This is a genomic window from Halorussus pelagicus (genome assembly GCF_004087835.1).
GTDB classification, from domain to species: domain Archaea; phylum Halobacteriota; class Halobacteria; order Halobacteriales; family Haladaptataceae; genus Halorussus; species Halorussus pelagicus.
Genome location: NZ_CP035119.1, coordinates 2,749,199 through 2,767,540, shown reverse-complemented (window position 1 = coordinate 2,767,540; position 18,342 = coordinate 2,749,199). Strand labels below are relative to the sequence as shown.

The following is an 18,342-nucleotide window of genomic DNA, read 5'->3' as shown; positions in this document are numbered from 1 at the left end:
CTACTCGTCGATCTCCGTCTCTTGGAGTCGTTCGACGGCGCCGCGGACTTCCCGAACCATCGCCTCCTGCTGTTCGCTCGCGGCCGCGATTGACTCTGCCTCTCGGGCAGTCTGGTCGGCCTGCGTGGCGGTCTCGTCTATCATCGCCGCTATCTCCTCGGCGCTCGTGGCTTGACTCTCGGTCGCTTTTGCCACCTCGTCGATTCCCTGTGAGGTCTCGCGGGCGTGTTCGGCGATGCGTTCGAGTCTGTCGGCGGCCATCTCGACGTGTTCCATCCCGTTTTCGACCCGGTAGTTGGTCTCCTCGACGCTCTCGACGGTGTCGTCGGTGTTGCTGTGTATCTCCTCGACCAGCCGCTCGATTTCGTCGGCCTGTTCCTGCGATTCCGACGCGAGCTGTTTGATCTCGTCCGCGACGACGGCGAACCCGGACCCGGCCTCGCCCGCGCGGGCCGCCTCGATGGAGGCGTTCAGCGCCAGTAAGTTGGTCTGGTCGGCGATGTCGTTGATGACGGTGACTAGGTCGTCTATCTCGTCTATCTTCTCCTGCAAGTCGTCGGTGTTCTCGGCGACTGCCTTCCCCGCCGCCTCGATGTGGTCCATCGAATCGACGACATCCGCGACCGACTCGTGGGCGGACTCGGCCAGTTCTTCCGAACGGGAACTCTTGGTCGAGACCTCGTCGGCGCTCGACGCTATCTCCTCGACCGTCGCGCTGAGCGACGAGACCTCGCTGGCTATCTTGTCTATCTTGTCGCTCTGTTCGTCCGTGAGTGCGTTTATGTCGCTGGACCCTTCCGCGATGTCGCTCGCCGTCGTCTCCAGTTCCGTGACCGACCCCTTTATTTCCTCACTGACTTTCGTCTGCAACTCCTCGATACGCTCGCGTTCCTCGACGAGTTCGGTCACCAACGGCATCATCTCCACGCCGCCGACGACGTTTCCATCAGAGTCGGTCAGCGGCGCTCCCATCGCGCGTATCCAGATTTTCCCGCCCTCATCGTCGGGGAGCGCTCGAAACGACTCTTCCCGAATCGACTCGCCGGTTCGTACGACCTCCTCGACGAGCGTCTCGTCTTTGTTCGGTTGGAAAACTCCCGCGTGTTCGCCGATGACCTCCTGTTCGGGGAGGTTGTACGTCTCGACGGCCTTCGCGTTGAACTTCGTAATCTCCCCGTCGGCGTCAACCGTGAACATCGGTTGTGGGAACTCGTCTATCATCGACTCGAAGAGATGTTTCCAGTAATCTCGCTCACGACACAGTTCCGCGTTCGTCTTCTCGGCGTCGTTCTCCTCGTCAAACTGCAAACTATCCATGGTACGTAGTGATTTTGACTAGTTAGGCAAGTAGTTTATTCAGAGTTACAGACACGATAACGAAAAATTTTCGCCGGGCGACCGGCTTCGCTACTCCAACGCTCGGCGTCGATACAGCGGTCTCAAGCGTGTCGGGAGAGGGCTACCACGTTCCGTGGAACGTGTCGAAGCTGAGTTCGTCCAGCGGCTTGTTGCCCACGGCGATTTCGTACTCGCCGGGCGTCAGCATCGGCTTGTGGAACTGCGGGCCGTCGTCGGTCGTGATGCGCGGACAGCCGGTGTTGACGAACGCGTCCATGTCGAAGTTCCGCAGGCGGTCGGGCGTCACCTCGTCCATCGTGATGAGATAGGCGTCGTCGTTGTCCTCCAGAATCTCCTCGGCCTGTTCCCAGCGACCTTGCCCGATTTTGGTGCAGAAGATGACGCCCCACTTCTCGGCGTCCATCGCCTTGTGGACCGAGGCGTAGCGTTGCTTGAGGAATTTTTCCGTATCTGCGACCGTGACGACGTTGTTGACGGGGTCGGCGATGACTACGTTCTTGTCGGGATGCTCCATCGCCAGTCCGAGCGGGTGGAACTTCCCGCCGCCGACGTACAGCACTTGGTCGGCGTCGATGTCGGCGCTGGCGTAGTTACAGCCCAGTACCTGTCCCTCGTGGGTGAGTCGGTCGTCGCCGCGCCGAGTCTTCACGTCGAAGCCTCGGTCGTCCAGCCACGCCTTCATGTCCTCGAACTGGTTCATGTGCTGGGCGGTGGTGACGAGACCGACGTTCGGGTCGTCGTCGGGGTCCGCGAGTTCGTCCAGCGACTCCTCCATGATGGGGAACACGTCCACGTTCGAGAACAGCGGGACGTAGATGACCTTGTCCGTGTTCTTCATCGGCGAGTGGCCGAAGTGGACGAACACGTCGGTGCGCTTCATCAGGTAGGTGTCGAGGTCGCAGGCCCCGTAACAGGGCTGGCCCGACAGCATCACGGTCACGTCGTCGGGGACCAACTCGCGGATGTCGTCGGCGACCTGCGGGCCGCGGCGCTTCAGGCCCTCGGGGAACTGAAGTCCGACCTTGGTGGCGTCGCGCTCCTCGACCGCCTCCACGATGCGGTCGAGTTCGTAGTCCCACTCCCGGTCGTGCTTCAGCGACATGCCGGTGTTTCGGAGGTCTCCCTCGCTGTACTCGCTATCTTGGCTCATTGAAACTGTTTTGTTCGTGAGGACGTTTAAGCACGATGTTCTCCCCTGAACTCCCTGATGCGGGACTATCCGGCAGGCCTAAAACGCCACAGTCCCAACTCACTCGTACATGAGCATCGAAACCGAGGCCGACAGCGAGACGACGGAACTCTCCGGCGTCGAGGAACTCGCGGGGGAACTCGGCGAGGCCATCGCCCAGACGCCCGAGTACCGGCGCTTCGAGGAGACCAAGCAGGCCGTCGAGGACGACGACGAGGCCCAAGAGAAGGTCCAAGAGTTCGAGCAACTGCGCCAAGAGTTCATGCTCGCGCGCCAGACCGGCGAGGCCACCCAAGAGGATGTCCAGAAGGTACGCGAGGCCCAGCAGGAACTTCACTCCATGCCGGTGATGGACGAGTATCTGCAGGCCCAAGAGGACCTCGAAGAGAAGATGCAGACGATTAACGAGACCATCTCCGAGCCGCTGGCGGTCGATTTCGGCGACCAAGCGAGCGGTTGCTGCGAAGACTGAGGCCGCGTCTCTTCTACGTTTCCCGCGGCAAGCGACGCCGCCGATTTCGACGCCGAACAGTCCTTAGTCCGTCCGGCCACGGAATTTGGCAACGAGACCTAAGTTCGTCGGCCACGACTCTGTTGACGGTGGGGAACATGGCAAACGACAGGACAAGCGATACGGACGCCGACCGCAGCGGAGCAACGAACGTAACGACTGACCGCGAGACGATTCGCTCGTGGATGGAAGAGAGCGGGTCCAAGCCCGCCTACCGGACGAGCGCCGCGGGCGAGCGAGCGCCGTACGTCCACCATCCCGACGACGAAACGACGGAGAACGTCGAGGAAACGTCGTGGGACGAGTTTTTCGACCGACTCGAAGACGACGAACTGGCGCTGGTCCGGCACCACGACCGGTCGAGCGAGGGCGGCGAACAGTTCGAGTTCGTGGACCGGACCGAGGCCATCGAGCGCGCCACGCTCGAAGACGAGGAGGTCGAGCGGGCGCTGATGGAGGGCGAGACCGTCGAGACCGAAATCACCGAGACGAAGGTCATCGAGAAGACGGTCCGGGAGACCGAAACCATCGAGAGCGAGGTCATCGGGAGAGAAATGGTCCACGACGAGGTAATCGACAGGGAGTTGATTCGGCGCGAAATCGTCGGCATGCACATCGGCGAGGAGGAGGGCGTCGCCATCGTGGAGGACAGAGAAAGCGCCGCGTGGGAGGACGATGTCGAGGAAATGGACGTGACCGACCGCGAGGTCGTTATCGTTGACATTGACGAGACTCGCGGAGTCACGCGAGAACTCGTCGAGCGCATGACCGTCGAGAGCAGGGTCGTGGACCACGACGTAGAGGAGACCGAAACGCTCGAATCCGACACGATGGAAAGTCGCGTAGACCTCGAAGGCGTCCAGCGGAACATCCTCCAGAGCGACCTCCTTGGCGGCGAAATCGTCACCGAGGACGCTATCGAGGGCGGTCACGTCGAAAGCGAGTTCACCGACGAGGGCGTCATCGAGACCCACCTCTACGAGCGTCGCATCGTCGAAGACGAAATCGTGGACCGCAAGCGCCTCACCTTCGAGTTCGCCGACGAGGAACTCGTGAGTAGCGAGACCATCGACACCATCCTCGTCGAGACCATGCTCGTCGGCTCCGACGCCACCGAAACGACCGCCGAGGGCGAGCGCCTCGACGTAGAAGGTGTCCGGATAGACCGCGACGAGACCGCCGTCGCGGGCACCACGACGGACGAGACCACCGCCGCCGAGAGCGGGACCGCGATGGGCGACGAACCGACCGACGACGAGTCGGTGGCGGGCATGGGCGACGAGACGGTCGGCCGCGAGGAGATGATTACGCTGGACGACCACGACGTGGGCAAGGACGTGATGGACGCCAACGACGAGAAGGTCGGCGTCGTCACCGAGGTTGACGAGGACGAGAACCTGCTGTACGTTGACCCGAACCCCGGACTCGCCCAGCGCGTCAAGACGCGGCTCGGGTGGGAGGGCCACGACGACGACGCCTACTCGGTCACCCCCGACCGAATCGACGACATCGACGACGACCACGTTCGACTGCGAAGCCTGTAGCGGGACTCGGCGCCGGTCCCGTCGCGTAGCGGTCGGCGCGAAGAACAACACTTACCCCTTTTGTCGGCACACTGAGCGACATGGCAATTCACAGCGACTGGGGAGACTGGCTCCCGCGTGCGGTCGAAGACGCCGACCCCGAGGGCATCGCGGTCTGGTATCTCGGCTGTAACGGCTTCGTCCTGAAGGCCGAGGAGACGACGCTCTATATCGACCCCTACCTCGGAACCGGCGACCCGCCCCGCACCGTTCGGATGGTGCCGGTGCCGTTCGACCCCGCGGACGTGTCCGAGACCGACGCAGTGCTGGCCACGCACGAACACACCGACCACGTTCACGGCCCGAGTCAGGCACCCATCCTCGAAACCACCGGCGCGACCTTCTACGCTCCCGACGACAGCCTCGCGGTCGCCCGCGACGAGGAGAACTGGACCGACGAGTGGGACGTCGGCGAGGACCAACTCGAAGAAGTCGCGGAGGGCGACACCTTCGAGGTCGGCGCGTTCACGGTCTCGGTCGAACCGGCCCACGACCCCGACGCGACCCACCCAGTCAGCTACGTCGTGGAGTACGACGGCCGGACGTTCTTCCACGGCGGCGACACCAAGCCCAGCGACGAGTTCGCCCGCGTCGGCGAGCAGTACGACATCGACCTCGGCGTGCTGGCGTTCGGGAGCGTCGGCCGGATTCCGGACAAGGAGACCCGCGAACCGAAGCGCACGCGCTGGTACAACGACGAGAATCAGGCAGTCGAGGCCGCCAGCGACCTCCAGTTCGAGCGGTTCCTGCCGAGCCACTGGGACATGTGGAAGGGGCTGACGGCGGACCCGACCGCGCTCCACAACCACGTCCGGAGCTTCGACTCCCCCGAGCGGTTGGAAGTCGTGGAAATCGGTGACAGAGTCGATATCTGACGCGGTTTTCGTTTTCTAGAAATTTTCGACAGCTGTCACTCCGGTAGTCGGCCGCGGAGTGCGCCGGTCCGGGAGCGAGTTAGAGATAGCTTCAGGCGTGAGCAACACAGACCGCAACCGCACAGCACCGCCACCGCGGGCCTCACGCCTCCCCAACCGCTTGCGCTACTCGGCCTCCGCTTCGCTCCGGCCTGCGTTGCTCGCCCTCGCGCGGAACGGCGCGGCGCGCAGTTGCACGCCGCGCCCGCACGCGCCAGTATCGAAAAAATCCCAATAGCTCGGCGATTCCGAACGCGAACAGGTCGTTCCGAGGCAGGTCGAACCATTTCGCGACGACGACGCCGGGCCAGCGCACGAAGGTTTAAACCCGAGGACGGGACCAACTCGGCCCGGACGTATCGCGCGGTCGCTCGGAGGCGAGGCCGGGGGACCGCCAGTCCGACTACCCCGAGAGGGCTGAGCCAATTCCACCGAGAGCCGCTGTTACAGCCAACAGAGCGACGCCACGCCCGCGGGCATCTCGCCGCCTTCGACCCAGTCGCCGGAGGACCGGAAGACGACGCTACCGTCGTTCGTGCCCGCGACGACGTGGCCCTCGTCGTCGGCCGTCCACGAGAGGACGACCTCCTCCGGTTGCCCCGGATAGGCCACCGCGTCGAGGGTGTCGCCGTCGTTCTCAGACTCGAAGAGCGCGGCGTCTGCGCCGCGCTCGCCCTGCCACGTCCCCGGCGAGGAGCGCGCGGCCGCGGCGTAGAGCGTGCCGTCGTGGGCGAACGCCTCCCGGAAGTACGTGTGGGTGTGGTCCGCCCCGTCGTCACCGCGCGCGCGAGTGCTGGTCGGGCCTTGCTCGCTGGTATCGAGGCGGACCCAACTCTCGCCCGCGTCTCGGGTCCGGTAGAGACCGCCGCCGCAGGAGGCGACGTAGTGGTCCGGCCCGCGCACGAGGATGTGGTGTACGTCGTCGTGGACGCCCGACCGCCGCTCGGTCCACGTCTCGCTGCGGTCGTCGCTGACGTGGACGCCGCCGACTTCGACGCCCGCGACGACCCGCTCCGGCGCGTCGGGGTGCGCGCCCAGACTCCGGACGTGGGCCTCGTCGCGGTGGCGCGGCGTATGCCACCGGTCGCCCGAGGGCACGTCTTGAAAGCCCGATAGCTCCCGCCACGTCTCTCCGCCATTCTCGGAGACGTACAGGTGGGCCGGGTGAGTGCCCGCGTACAGGCGCTTTCCGTCGAGCGAACCTCGACCGTGTTCGTCGTCGCCACGGGACGACTCACCGCCCGCCGGGGCGGCGAGGACCGAGTACACTTCTTCGCGGGGCACGTCGAGATTCGTCCACGAGTCGCCACCGTCCGTCGAGCGATACAGTCCGGACTTCGTCGCGGCGAAAACGCCCTCGTGAGACGACTCAGCGTCGAACTGCCGGACGCGCATGACTCGGTCCGAGTCGAGGACTCGCTCGACCGAGTCGAACCGCAGTCCGTCGGCACGGTAGACGCCGTCGTACGTTCCTGCGAGTAGCATGGTCGTGGCTACGCCGTGGGTAGTCAAATAGGTACACCCCGCCCACGCGAGCGCCGGGATTTCACCCGCGACGGCGTGTGATTTATATGGCCATTGTGGGATGTGAACCGTATGAGCGACAGCATGACCGAGGTGGTGACGACGACCGAGAGCGGCGTCGTCGTCGAGAAGTCTTTCGAGGGCGACGAGTTCGCAGTCCCCGCTATCAAGTTCGTCGTTCGCTCGGAACGCGACGAGCGCACGACCCTCCAACTCGCGGACGATATCCCCGAGGAGTTTCCGATGGACAACGTCGGGTTCCACCCCGACTACGAGAACGACAACTGGACCGCATACAAGGACCACCGGGTGCAGTTTGAGCGCGAACTCGACCCCGGCGAGGAACTAGTGACCGTCTACGGCGTCCGACTCGCCGATGACGACGACCCCTCGATGTTCCTCGGTACGCCGAGCATCGAGTCGGTCTCGCCGGTCGGTATCGACTCCGGCGAGGATGACGCCGACGAGGTCGTCGCAGTCGGCGAGACCGACGACGACTCGCCCGGTCCGGACCTCGACGCCGAGGTCGGCGGTCCCGACGGCAACACCATCACGGACATCGTCTCGGAGAAGGACAGCCAACTCGTCCGCGACGTAGTCGCTGGCGAGGAGGACCTCGGACTGGACGAGAGCGAGGACCCGCTTGCGGTCGGCGAAGAGGACGACCCGCTCGCGGAGGCAGATGACGGAGACGACCCACTCGCCGAAGCGAACGACGACCTTCTCGGCGATTCGGCAGACGGCGAGGGCGCGGCCGACGATTTCCTCGAAGCCGAATCCGAGGTCGCAGACGAGATCGAAGCGGACGATGCGGACGAAAACGTCGCGGACCGAGACGACGAGGACGAAGCGCTGGACCTCGATACCGAGGACGTTGCCGACGAGAGCGACGACGGTGTGACGACCGACGACGAAGCGGTCGCAGAGGACGCCGACGACGGTGCGAGCGACGACGCCGACGCCACGGACTCGACGCCGCCCTCCCAAGTCGCCGACGAGACCACGACTGCCGACGCCGAATCGCCGGGGCACTCCCCGCCGAGTCCGGGGAGCGTCGCGGCCGCGCTCGCCGACGAGATTCGGGCCGGTGAAGTCTCCGACGAAGACCTGACGGCCATCCAGCGCGAGTTGGACGTTGCTACGCCCGAGAGCACGAACGTCCGCATCCGCCACCTCCAGTCGCGCGTCGAGGACCTTTCGGCGTACACCGAAGCGCTGGAGGAGTTCATCGACGAGAACGGTGTTGCCGACGACATTTTCGGCGACTTCGAGGACGATATTGCCCAGATTCGGGCCGACGTGGAGGCCTTCGAAGACGAGGTACAGGCGGTCCGAACCGATGCCAAGGCGACCGACGAGCGCGTCGATGGTCTCGGCGAGGACCTCTCGACTGTCGAATCCGACCTCGACGAGTTCGAGGCGGACCTCGACCGCGTCGAAGACGAACTGCGAGACGTGGAGAGCGACCTCCGAAGCGACCTCCGAGAGTTCAAGGCCGACTTCCGCGAGGACGTATCCGACCTCGAAGACGATGTCGAGGCAATCGGCGGCGATGTCGAGGCGCTGGACGACCTCCGCGACGATGTGGCCGAAATCGAGACCCTGCGCGAGGATGTCGAGGAGTTGGAGGCGCTTCGGGACGACGTGGCCGAAGTCGAGAGCCTGCGCGAAGACGTGAACGGACTCGAAAGGCTCCGTGAGGACGTTGCAGAACTCGAAGCGCTCCGAGACGATGTCGAGGCGCTCGAAGGCCTCCGCGAGGAGGTCCAAGCCCTCGAAGCGGAACTCGAAGACGCGGGTGACTTTGACGAGGAGGTCGAGAGGCTCGAAACCCAACTGGGCGAACTGGAAGAACTCGTCGGCGCGAACACCGACGACGTGACCTCCGTGAGCGACGAACTCGACACTGTCACCGACGAACTACGGGGCGTCCGCAAGGAACTGGACGACGTGAGCGACGTGACCGATGAAGTCGAGACTGTCGCCGACGAGGTCGCCTCGCTGTCCGCCGACCTCGACGCGCTGGAGGAGAACCTCACGGCTCGCGTCGAGAGCGTCGAGGCCGATATCGGGGACATCCGCGACGAAATCGAAGGGATACAGGAGTGGCGCGACCGAATCAGCGACGTGTTCGGAAACTAACTTACGACTACGCGTATGCACTTCCCGTTGAACGCATCGTCGGTAACTCGCTACGCCGCCCCGATTAGGCGGTGGTCCGTGGCTGGACTCGGCGGCGGTCTTCTCGCCGTCTCGGCGAGTTACGTCACCGTCGGCGTCGAACTGCCCTCCGCGAGGTTCGTCCAGTTTGCCATTCCCATCGCACTCTCGCTGTTCGTCGTTGCGCTCGGCGTCTGGCTTCGAACCGCCGACTTCCCCGCCCGCTTCGTGACCGTCGTCTTCCTGTGGAGCCTCGCGGGGGGTGTCGTTATGGGCTTGCTCGCGGGCTGGATTTCGGTTCTCCACTCGATGGAGGGCCGGGTACTGCTTCAACCCGCTTCGGTCGTGCTGACGAAGGTCGGCGTCGGCACGCTCGGCGGTGGCCTGCTCGGGGTCTACTACAGCAAACTCCAACAGCGCACCGACGAGTTGGCCCGACAGCGCAACCGACTGGACGAGTTCGCCAGCATCGTCTCCCACGATCTCCGGAACCCGATGAACGTCGCGCAGGGCCACCTCGAACTGGCCCGCGAGACCGGAGACGAGACGCACTTCGACGCTATCGAGCGCTCGCACGGCCGAATGGAGCGACTGATAGAGGAAGTGCTTGCGCTCTCGCGGCGCGGCGAGACCGTTGACGAACCCTCCCTCGTCAGTCTCCAAACTGTCGCCCGAGAGGCGTGGGACACCGTCGAGACCAACGAGATGGAACTTCGGGTCGAAACCGACCGGCGAGTCCTCTCGGACGACCGGCGACTCCGCGCGCTCTTCGAGAACCTCTTCCGAAACGCGGTCGAACACGGTGGCGAGACGGTCGTCGTGGACGTGACTGAGGACGGGTTCTTCGTCGGGGACGACGGGCCGGGCATCCCGCCGGAGGACCGCGAACTCGTCTTCGAGGGCGGGTACTCCACGTCCGCGAACGGCACGGGATTCGGACTGGCAATCGTCCGGCGCATCGCTGAGGCTCACGACTGGCACATCCGCGTCGGCGAGAGCGACGCGGGTGGTGCGCGTTTCGAGTTCGTCGGCGTCGCCAGCGAGTGACCGGTGTCGATTCTTCCAGACGCCGTCTATCCCACCTGACACCGCATCGCACGAAGCGCAACGGGTTTACTCCCGGTTCTCCTTCGAACGAACAATGACTGATACGATTGCGGTGGCAGTGCCGCGCAAGGGGCGGCCGCTGGAGGCTGTCCTCCAGCGGGTCGCCGCGGAGGCCGACGCCGAGGGAGTCGCCGACGAGATAATCTCGACGCTTCGCTACGAGAAGGCCGTCACGAAGGGCGACCAGACGCCCGAGAAGAACGCCTACGCCCGTCTCACGGAGTACAGCTACCTCGGCGACCCCGAGAAGCCGGATTTCACGCTCCTGCGCGACGACCGGGCAGGAAAGCCCCGGCGAATCGTCTTCGACAGCGTCGATGTTCCCGTGGGCGACGTGACTCTCCGACTCGTCGGGCGCGAGGAGCCGTTCCGGTCGCTCCGCAAGCACGACTTCGCGCTCGGGTTCGACAGCGCCGACCTCGTTTTGGAGGAGGTCGTGGAACTGCGCCCCGACCCGGTCTCGCGCATCGCCGACGTGAACGCCCGCATCGACCCCCACGACACCGACGTTCGCGTGGTCGCCGGGATGGGAGACACGGTGTACCACACACTGATGGCGTCGCCGGAGACGCTTCCGCAGGGCGCCCAACCCACCCGCGAGTTCCTGCAAGGCTACGGAGGGGAACTCTGCATCTCGCCGCGCTACGAGCGACTGGTCGAGGCCGTCATCGGCACGCGAAACAGCGAGAACATCGAGTTTGCCTACCCCGGCGAGGACGAGGAAGAGGAGGCCGCCATCGCCGACACCGGAGCGGGGGTCTACCTGACCGTGACCGGTTCGACCGCGCGCGAACACGGTCTCGTCGTCGGCGAGGAACTGTTCCCGAGCGAGACGGTGCTGATGGAGAACTACGAGGAGAGCGACGGCGTTGCGGAGCGAGTCAAGGAGATGTTCGAGCGCCCGGAGACCGAGACCGAAATGGCGATTTACTGACTATTCGTCCTCCGCCTCGGTTGTCGAAGAAGTGAACAGTTATTCTCGGAAATAATACTGTGGATGGTCGGGGATTGTATCCTCTAAAATTATTTCAATCCGTCATTTATGCCCCATCAGAATGTCCATTTTTGAGATAGAATGGATGGGCGTTTCGAGACCGTGACCCCAAGGGTTGGAGACCGCAGAACACCTCTACAGACGGTCGTGTGAGCGTGGTGTATTTCAACGAAGTTCCCACAGCGGCTGTCGAGTCGTACTCGTCGTCGAATGGACCGTCGGCAGTTTCGCAATCTATATTTTAGAGATGCGAGTGTAGTACCACAGCTTCGATTTAATAGGCATAGACTCACAAATAAGCTGAATATGTGTGGCAAAGTTGCGGCCTTCTCTCCTAAATAAGATTGTTTATTCTTGTGTCTAGGGTAGTTTGATAACGATGGGGTGAGTCGCCCCGAATATGGCCGACGACGAGGAAGTCGATACCACTCGGAAATCCGTCAAGACGTTCGTGCCCGCGTATCAGAAAGCCGAATGGAAGCGACACGCCGACGAACTCGACATGAGCCAGAGCGAGTTCGTTCGGACGATGGTGCAGGCGGGGCGGCGCGACTTCGATATCGAGCCGATTGCGTCCTCGGAGTCCGACTCGGAGGAGGAGTCCAACGGCGGCGACCCGGATACCGCCGACGGCGAGGAGTTAGAGGAACACGTCCTCGCTGTTCTCTCGACTTCCGACCATCTCGCGTGGGACGAACTCGTGGACGAACTCACGAACAGCATCGAGGACAGACTGGAGGAGACGCTCCAGCAGCTCCAGCGAAACAATCGCGTCCAGTACAGCGGACGCCGGGGCGGGTACACGCTCGTCGGGGAGACCGATGGCGACTGAAGAGCACGCGCGCACCGAGGAGGGCGTCGGCGACCCGATAGGGTACTTCCTACAGGACATGACTTACCACGGGAAGACCGAGCGAACGCGCGACACCTACGAGCGGGTCCTGCGAGAGTTCGAGACGTTCCTACAGACGCCAGCAGAGAATCCGATGGGCGTCGAGAAATCCGTCGCGGAAGCGACCCGGCGCGACTGCATGGCGTGGATTCACGCCCTCCGAGGTCGGGCCGCCGAGAGTACGGTGGCGACCTACGCCTCGTACCTCCATCGGTTCTACGCCTACATGAATCAGGTCGGCGAGTTCGAAGCGAACCCGATGGCCCTTGTGGTCGAGGAGATGGACGAGCGAATCGACACGAACCCGACGCGACGCGACATCTCGGTCGCCGCGATGCGGGCCTTCGTCGCCGACGTGACTCACCCGCTCGACCGGGCCGTTGTCGTCACGCTCCTGAAGACGGGGATGCGGGCGGGTGAACTCTGCAATCTCGATTTCCGGGACGTGTCGCTGGCCGACACGGGCGCGACGCGCCCCCAACTCGACGGCAAACCCGACTCGATATACGTCTCGCCCGAACCGAACGTCGGCGACTCGTACAACGGCGAGCGCCGGTCGGCCTCCAACAAGCGCAAGCGCGAAACCGTCGTCCCCGTTGACGCCGAACTGAAGCGGACGCTGAAACGGTGGCTGGCGGTGCGACCAGACCCCATCTCCCCGGCCGACCCCCTCTTCACGACGACGCGGGAGAACTGGGGCCAGCGCGTCACTCCGGCCATCGTCCACGACATCGTCACGAACCACGCCAGCGACAACGGGTGGCATCGAAAGGGCGGCGACGCCGCGGAGAACGTGACGCCCCACTACTTCCGGCACTTCTTTACGACGCATCTCCGGGACCGGACCGGCGACCGCGGTATCGTGAAGTACCTCCGGGGCGACGTGGCCGAGGACATCATCGACACCTACACGCACAACTGGGGCGACAGGGTTCGAGAGGTGTACGACCGGCACGTCTACTCGCTACTGTAGGTCGGCGACTTAGCCCCCGCCGGAGGGTGTGACCCTCGTCGGTCTCCTCGGAGGTCGGACTCGGGGGAGTTCGATGACGGCGAGCAGAACGGCGATATGCTTTCAAATGTAAACGTGGTGAATGCTTCGACGCCGAGGTCGAGTTACGCGCTCGGCCGCTCGCGGAGTATCGCCGTCGCGGAGGAGCGAGTGACGTGAGCGACTTAGCGTCTGCCGGAACGCTTCCCGAAGCCTCGGGAAGCGACGAACAGGGTTGGGAGTTTCGGAATGTGGGTCACACAGAAAGTTAGAGTATTTTTCACTTCTTGCGTCTCGAACGCGACTGGTAAACCTTATTTCGATATAGAAAATTTGCGAACGAACGGTGCAGACTCTGGCAGTTTGGATTTCTACAAATCAGACGCTGAGTGATACTTTCGAATGCAGGGCACTGTCTAGTTGAGGCAGTTTGAGGAACGAGCAGGTCGTGGAGTTTCTTGTCTAAAGATGCTCGCAGGCCTGCTCAAACAGGACTTAGAGACAGATTTAGAAGAAGCTTGGGAGGATGAGCGGACGGCGACGCCCGTCAGGGCGTTCGCCGTCCGCCTCCACGAAACAGGCTGTTCGCTCCGAGAAACAACAGCAATTTTGTCGGTTTCAGGCGTTGGGCGGTCTCATGGGGCAGTTTAGGGCTGGGTGCATCGGCTAGCTGACAGCGGGTGCGACCCGCCGTCGGCGCAGCCGACGCGGTTCGCGGTTGACGAGACCGCTGTCAAGATTAATGGCGAGTGGTCGTGGGTGTATGCTGAAATAGACACCGAGACAAAACTGCTGCTCGATGTCGCGTTGTTTGGGCGGCGTGGCACTGATCCAGCAGTTGCGTTCTGCATCGACTCACCGAGAAACATGATCTCTTGGACGCAACGTTTCTCGTCGATGGCTACGGCTATCTGACTGCCCTCTCTCGAATCGGATTGAGCGGTCACCTCGACTACACTGACCGAAACCTCATCGAAAAATGGTTTCACACCCTCAAGATGCGGATCGACCGCTTCCACAACTCATGGGTGGGCAGTCGGGCGAGCGTCCGCGAGTGGGTTGAACAATTCATGCATTACTACAACCGTCAGCGGCCGCATCAAGCACTCGATAGAAAAACACCGGTCGAAGAGGTAAACTAGACCGTGCCCTCTATTGTTTAACTATGAGTTTGAGCGAGTTCGATTCTTTACGAACTTCTGTGCCCATTGATCGAGGAACTCTACAGTCTCCGACTGCTCACCGATTGAGCCATCGTCAGTAAGGTGGATGAGAGATCTGTCCGCACCATCTTCTTCGGACCATCCGGTAACGACCCACGGCTCCTCTGCGGTGTCAACAATTTCGCCGTCAACATTCATTGTACAGGCGGATTGAGTGAGATTCATCTGACCCGACGCTTCGACCAGCGTCGCTGCTAACCAGTTGAACAATGGGCTCCCTGGTGCGAGGAATCTGAGTGAGGGGTACTCATCTGCTGTTTCGGAGTCGAATGTCACACCGATTCCCTCGTGCTTATTTGCGATGCTCGCTGCAAGCGTATCCCCGTTTTCTTCTGCTGTGACTGGAGCGTCTCCTGTATGCTGGAGGCAGTAAATGGATTCTGCATCTTCCGGTTCACTAAGGTCGAACTCCGTATCTAATTGCGACAGTGAATCGAAGTGGACTCCTGCCTCGTTGAGGGTTTCGCTCTCTATGAAAACTCCCTTAATCGCCTTTACGGTGAAGACTGGGTCCCGATTTTCATCTAGGTTCCCGACCTTCCCGAGATCAGGATGGGAGTAGGTTTCCCAGGCGTCTAAGCGGGCTTCTTGGATGACCTGTTCATGCAAGGGTCGGTCGCTGTCGACCTCTGCGAGCGAATCTTTCAACTCGACTGGATCGTCTTCACTCTGTTGCTCCTCGATATCTTGTTCAATGTCCTGCTCAAGCTCTTCGTATTCCTCGCTGTCCGCTTTCGCTCCCTCAACCATTGTTGCCTCCCGAATCTTCGACCCGACACCGGACAGAATCGGCTGCATATCGCCAACGACGTACTCGAACAGGCCGATGCGGTCATCCAGTCGGTCATAGATATCTGATTCGACAGTATCCTCGTAGCTGTAGTTGAGGATGTAGATGTCGTCGTATTCCTGACCGATGCGGTCGATACGACCGATTCGCTGTTCCACTCGCATCGGATTCCACGGAAGGTCGTAGTTGATCATCGCACCACATTCCTGCAGGTTCAACCCCTCACTCGCCGAGTCGGTACACACGAGAATATCAACCTCACCGTCGTTATCGGAGAACTCTCGCTTGACCGGCTCCTTCCCGACGTTCCGCCAAGTATCCTCATCCCCGTCGTACATTTCTCCGCCATCACCCGAGTAGCAGGCAATATTCTCGCCGTACTTCCATCGGAGCTGCCGACGGACGAAGTGCATCGTGTCCTTGTACTGTGTGAAGACGATGATTCGACTCCGACCTTTCCGGTCAAGCATGTCGAGGTCCTCGTACAGCTGATCCATCTTCGGGTCGTCATCGACCTGCTTGACCTCCTGAATGAACGACTCTAGTTCCTCGATCTCCTCTTTGAGGAGGTTGATCCCTTCGTCTGTAAGGCTAGGTGCCAGCTCAGTCAGATCGACGTTCAGCACGTCCTCGCCGGCGTCTTCCATCTCGGCGATCTCTTCTTCGTCGAAGTCACTTAACGCATCCAGCACTGCCTGGCGATCCTCATCCTGCTCGTCCCGGATGCGCTTCCGGCGTTCGAGCACTTTCTGCTGTTTCTTGAGTTTCTCCAGGCGCGAGGAGAGGCTCTGGGAAATAGCGTAGACACTGCTAGTTAGCCGCTGGCGATACGTGGTCATCACGAACCCGATGGCGCGGGCTTCCGTCTCAGTCGACTGTTGAGCCTTCTTGTAGAAGGTTCGGGTGTACTCGTCGATTCGATCATACACTCGGCGGGTCTGCTCATTGAGTTCAATCCGTCGGCGTTCGGGCTTGCGCGTCGGAACTGTCGCTTCGAGTAGCCCTGCTTTACGATATTTCTTGAGGGTATCCCTGGTATTCCGGTGGATGCACGCATCAACCGGCGTCGCCCACGAGAACACGTCCTGGAGTACGTTCCAGCCGTCTTCACTGAGCTCATCGAGCGCATCAAGCCGATCACTCCGTGAGGAGATAATCATCTCCTCGTTCAGCACCGATTCTGGATACAGCAACCGCTTAAGTTTCGTGTCTTCGTCAGCTCCGAACGGATCGATTTGCTCGTCGATAGCTGCGTCGACTTTCCGTCGGTAGTCGTCGTACTGTTGTCCATAGCCTCGTGCGAGGTTACACGCTTGAAGCAGTCGTTGCTTCGCAACACCGCGACCTTGATCCTCCACCCCGAGTTTGTCGACGAGTCCCTCGAGGACGACGTCCGCATATTCAATCGACGAATCGAAGCAGTCCTGATACGTTCCGTCGAGTGTTGCTTGCGACGGTTCGCTTGACGTTGAGCGAGACGACAGGTCTGCCCCACCTTCGAGAACGGTTGAAAACGCTTGCCGGGTCTCGAAGAACTCGACAAATCGGTCCCGATCGTCCCACGTATCCGGGATATCAAGGAGCGTTAGTAGGTCGTACAGCTCGCGATGGTGGAGTTGCATCGGCGTTGCGGTGAGGAGATAGTAGCAGTGGGTGTGGTCGCGGAGCCGTTCGAGCAGGTTGTAGAAGTTGCTCCCTCGGCGAGCGTTGTGTGACTCGTCGACGACAACAGCATCCCAGACGCCTTCTCGAGCGTCCGCGTTGCGTCCTCGACAGCTCGCCGGGATATCGTCCCTCGTGCGGGGGGTCCCTTCGTCCGCGGGAGCGACCTGATCCCACCGGCCTGTGAGACGCGCTGTGTGCCAGGACATGATGATGACGGTCGGCATGGGGTTATCCTGCCGAGCGTGTGCGAACCGCCACAGCGGGCTATTCGTCCACGCCTCGTCACGTCGATCCGCATCGATGTTTATGTCACTCGTGCCCGGAACTGGATGCTCCTGCCCGAATGAATCGATGAAAGCATAATCATAGTCACTCCCACGGTCGTACCGAAAGGCGTTGATGTTGAACTTCTCCCAAAGCTCTTCTTGCCACTGGACGGCGAGACTCGCAGGAGTGAGGACAAGCGAGTTCTCGAGTTCGCCAGTCAGGCCGAGTCGCGAGAGCGTCAGCCCGACTTCGATAGTTTTGCCGAGTCCGACCTCGTCACAGAGAAGGTACGAGTTCGGATACGTGTTGACTGCTGTGTCAGAAACGACCCGTTGATGAGGCCACGGATCGATTGTACTCGCTTCCTCGGCGAGTTGGAGGCCACCAGGAGCCCGTGCCCCGTCAGCTAAAATTCTCCCCTTATCGCCTTCAGTTGGTCCTTCGGGCCCGCGGATCTTCTCGACGATCTGGGATACCTCGACATTGTTGTCCGGAGCTTTCCAGTCGATGAGTTCTTTTTTTACGGCCTCTGGAAGATCGTAGACATCGACATAGGAATGCTCGTCCTGCCACAGCTTCTTGAACGAGTCTTGGTCGCCTTCGACGTAGGGTGCTTGGCCGTCGTCCCACGAGCGGTGGACTTTGAACCGCTCGTAGTTCCGCGTCCAACCGCCAGCCGTCTCGTTGATACTCCCCTCGAACGAGATTCGATTCCCATCCTCATCTCGGAATATACCTACTTTGGGGTGGAAGATCCCCCACTCTCCACTGCTAGGGACCGCGATTTTGAGCTCAAGTCGGTCCTCTCGGAGAAGCCAGGCAAGCAGTTGAAGCTGCTGATCTAGTGTTTCATCGTCTAAATCCGTCAGGTTCTCATCGAGATTGTCGGCAAGTGGTTCTAGCACAGGTCGGTCCTTAGGCTGTAGCTGTGCGCCAACGATCAGGCGCATCCGACCGTCGTTTTCGACGAGTGCCTCAATTCCGTTTGCTGCAGCAGCAAGGGAGCCACTATCGAAATAGCCCGCGATCCGGTCGTACCGGATACTCCGTTCGAGAGCAGGAACGTAGAATTCCTTGATTAGATGAGACCCGTCTTTGCTTGGCTGGCTTTCGTAGATAGACTGCCACTCGTAGTCACGAAGGGACCTAGCCATCTGATATTGACGTATGCCT

Annotated in this window: 12 protein-coding genes and 1 pseudogene; 9 read left to right on the top strand and 4 right to left on the bottom strand. The window is 61.6% G+C overall.

All coding sequences use genetic code 11. The features are described from left to right. The gene (locus EP007_RS13970; protein ID WP_128478236.1) at positions 1 to 1,317 is read right to left on the bottom strand and encodes a methyl-accepting chemotaxis protein; all 1,317 of its coding nucleotides are present in this window, start codon (positions 1,315 to 1,317) and stop codon (positions 1 to 3) included. A 142-nt stretch (positions 1,318 to 1,459) separates the two neighbouring features. Beyond that, positions 1,460 to 2,509, bottom strand: a complete 1,050-nt coding sequence (gene dph2 / locus EP007_RS13965; RefSeq protein ID WP_128478235.1) for a diphthamide biosynthesis enzyme Dph2 — start codon at positions 2,507 to 2,509, stop codon at positions 1,460 to 1,462. A 109-nt stretch (positions 2,510 to 2,618) separates the two neighbouring features. On the opposite strand from dph2, the gene EP007_RS13960 reads away from it, so the two are divergent. The 3 genes from EP007_RS13960 (at position 2,619) to EP007_RS13950 (ending at position 5,517) form a co-directional block, all read left to right on the top strand. After that, positions 2,619 to 3,020 carry a YlbF family regulator gene (locus EP007_RS13960; RefSeq protein WP_128478234.1) on the top strand — a complete coding sequence of 134 codons (402 nt, stop codon included), beginning with the start codon at positions 2,619 to 2,621 and terminating at the stop codon, positions 3,018 to 3,020. A 137-nt stretch (positions 3,021 to 3,157) separates the two neighbouring features. Next, the gene (locus tag EP007_RS17965) at positions 3,158 to 4,603 is read left to right on the top strand and encodes a hypothetical protein (protein WP_128478233.1); all 1,446 of its coding nucleotides are present in this window, start codon (positions 3,158 to 3,160) and stop codon (positions 4,601 to 4,603) included. Between the two features lie 80 nt (positions 4,604 to 4,683). Then, complete coding sequence (locus EP007_RS13950; RefSeq protein WP_128478232.1) at positions 4,684 to 5,517, top strand: MBL fold metallo-hydrolase; 834 nt, start codon at positions 4,684 to 4,686, stop codon at positions 5,515 to 5,517. 483 nt (positions 5,518 to 6,000) lie between these two features. On the opposite strand, the gene EP007_RS13945 is transcribed toward EP007_RS13950, so the two are convergent. Next, entirely contained in the window at positions 6,001 to 7,041 is a 1,041-nt protein-coding gene (locus EP007_RS13945; protein ID WP_128478231.1) for a WD40/YVTN/BNR-like repeat-containing protein, read from the bottom strand. A 111-nt stretch (positions 7,042 to 7,152) separates the two neighbouring features. Here EP007_RS13945 and EP007_RS13940 point away from each other — a divergent pair, with 111 nt between their 5' ends. From EP007_RS13940 to EP007_RS13915, 6 genes and pseudogenes are all read left to right on the top strand, one after another. After that, entirely contained in the window at positions 7,153 to 9,222 is a 2,070-nt protein-coding gene (locus EP007_RS13940; protein ID WP_128478230.1) for an AAA family ATPase, read from the top strand. A 78-nt stretch (positions 9,223 to 9,300) separates the two neighbouring features. Then, the gene (locus EP007_RS13935) at positions 9,301 to 10,287 is read left to right on the top strand and encodes a sensor histidine kinase (protein WP_166035604.1); all 987 of its coding nucleotides are present in this window, start codon (positions 9,301 to 9,303) and stop codon (positions 10,285 to 10,287) included. A 94-nt stretch (positions 10,288 to 10,381) separates the two neighbouring features. Further along, on the top strand, positions 10,382 to 11,281 hold the full coding sequence (locus EP007_RS13930) for a type 2 periplasmic-binding domain-containing protein (protein ID WP_128478228.1): 900 nt from the start codon (positions 10,382 to 10,384) through the stop codon (positions 11,279 to 11,281). Positions 11,282 to 11,741: 460 nt separating this feature from the next. After that, on the top strand, positions 11,742 to 12,173 hold the full coding sequence (locus tag EP007_RS13925) for a DUF5805 domain-containing protein (RefSeq protein ID WP_128478227.1): 432 nt from the start codon (positions 11,742 to 11,744) through the stop codon (positions 12,171 to 12,173). Next, positions 12,163 to 13,206, top strand: a complete 1,044-nt coding sequence (locus EP007_RS13920; RefSeq protein ID WP_128478226.1) for a tyrosine-type recombinase/integrase — start codon at positions 12,163 to 12,165, stop codon at positions 13,204 to 13,206. Before EP007_RS13925 ends, EP007_RS13920 begins: the two co-directional genes overlap by 11 nt. Before the next feature lie 486 nt (positions 13,207 to 13,692). Beyond that, positions 13,693 to 14,366 (top strand): annotated as a pseudogene (locus EP007_RS13915) (IS6 family transposase). A gap of 21 nt (positions 14,367 to 14,387) precedes the next feature. Here EP007_RS13915 and EP007_RS13910 read toward each other — a convergent pair. Beyond that, positions 14,388 to 18,323, bottom strand: a complete 3,936-nt coding sequence (locus EP007_RS13910; protein ID WP_128478225.1) for a helicase-related protein — start codon at positions 18,321 to 18,323, stop codon at positions 14,388 to 14,390. Between the last annotated feature and the right edge of the window lie 19 nt (positions 18,324 to 18,342).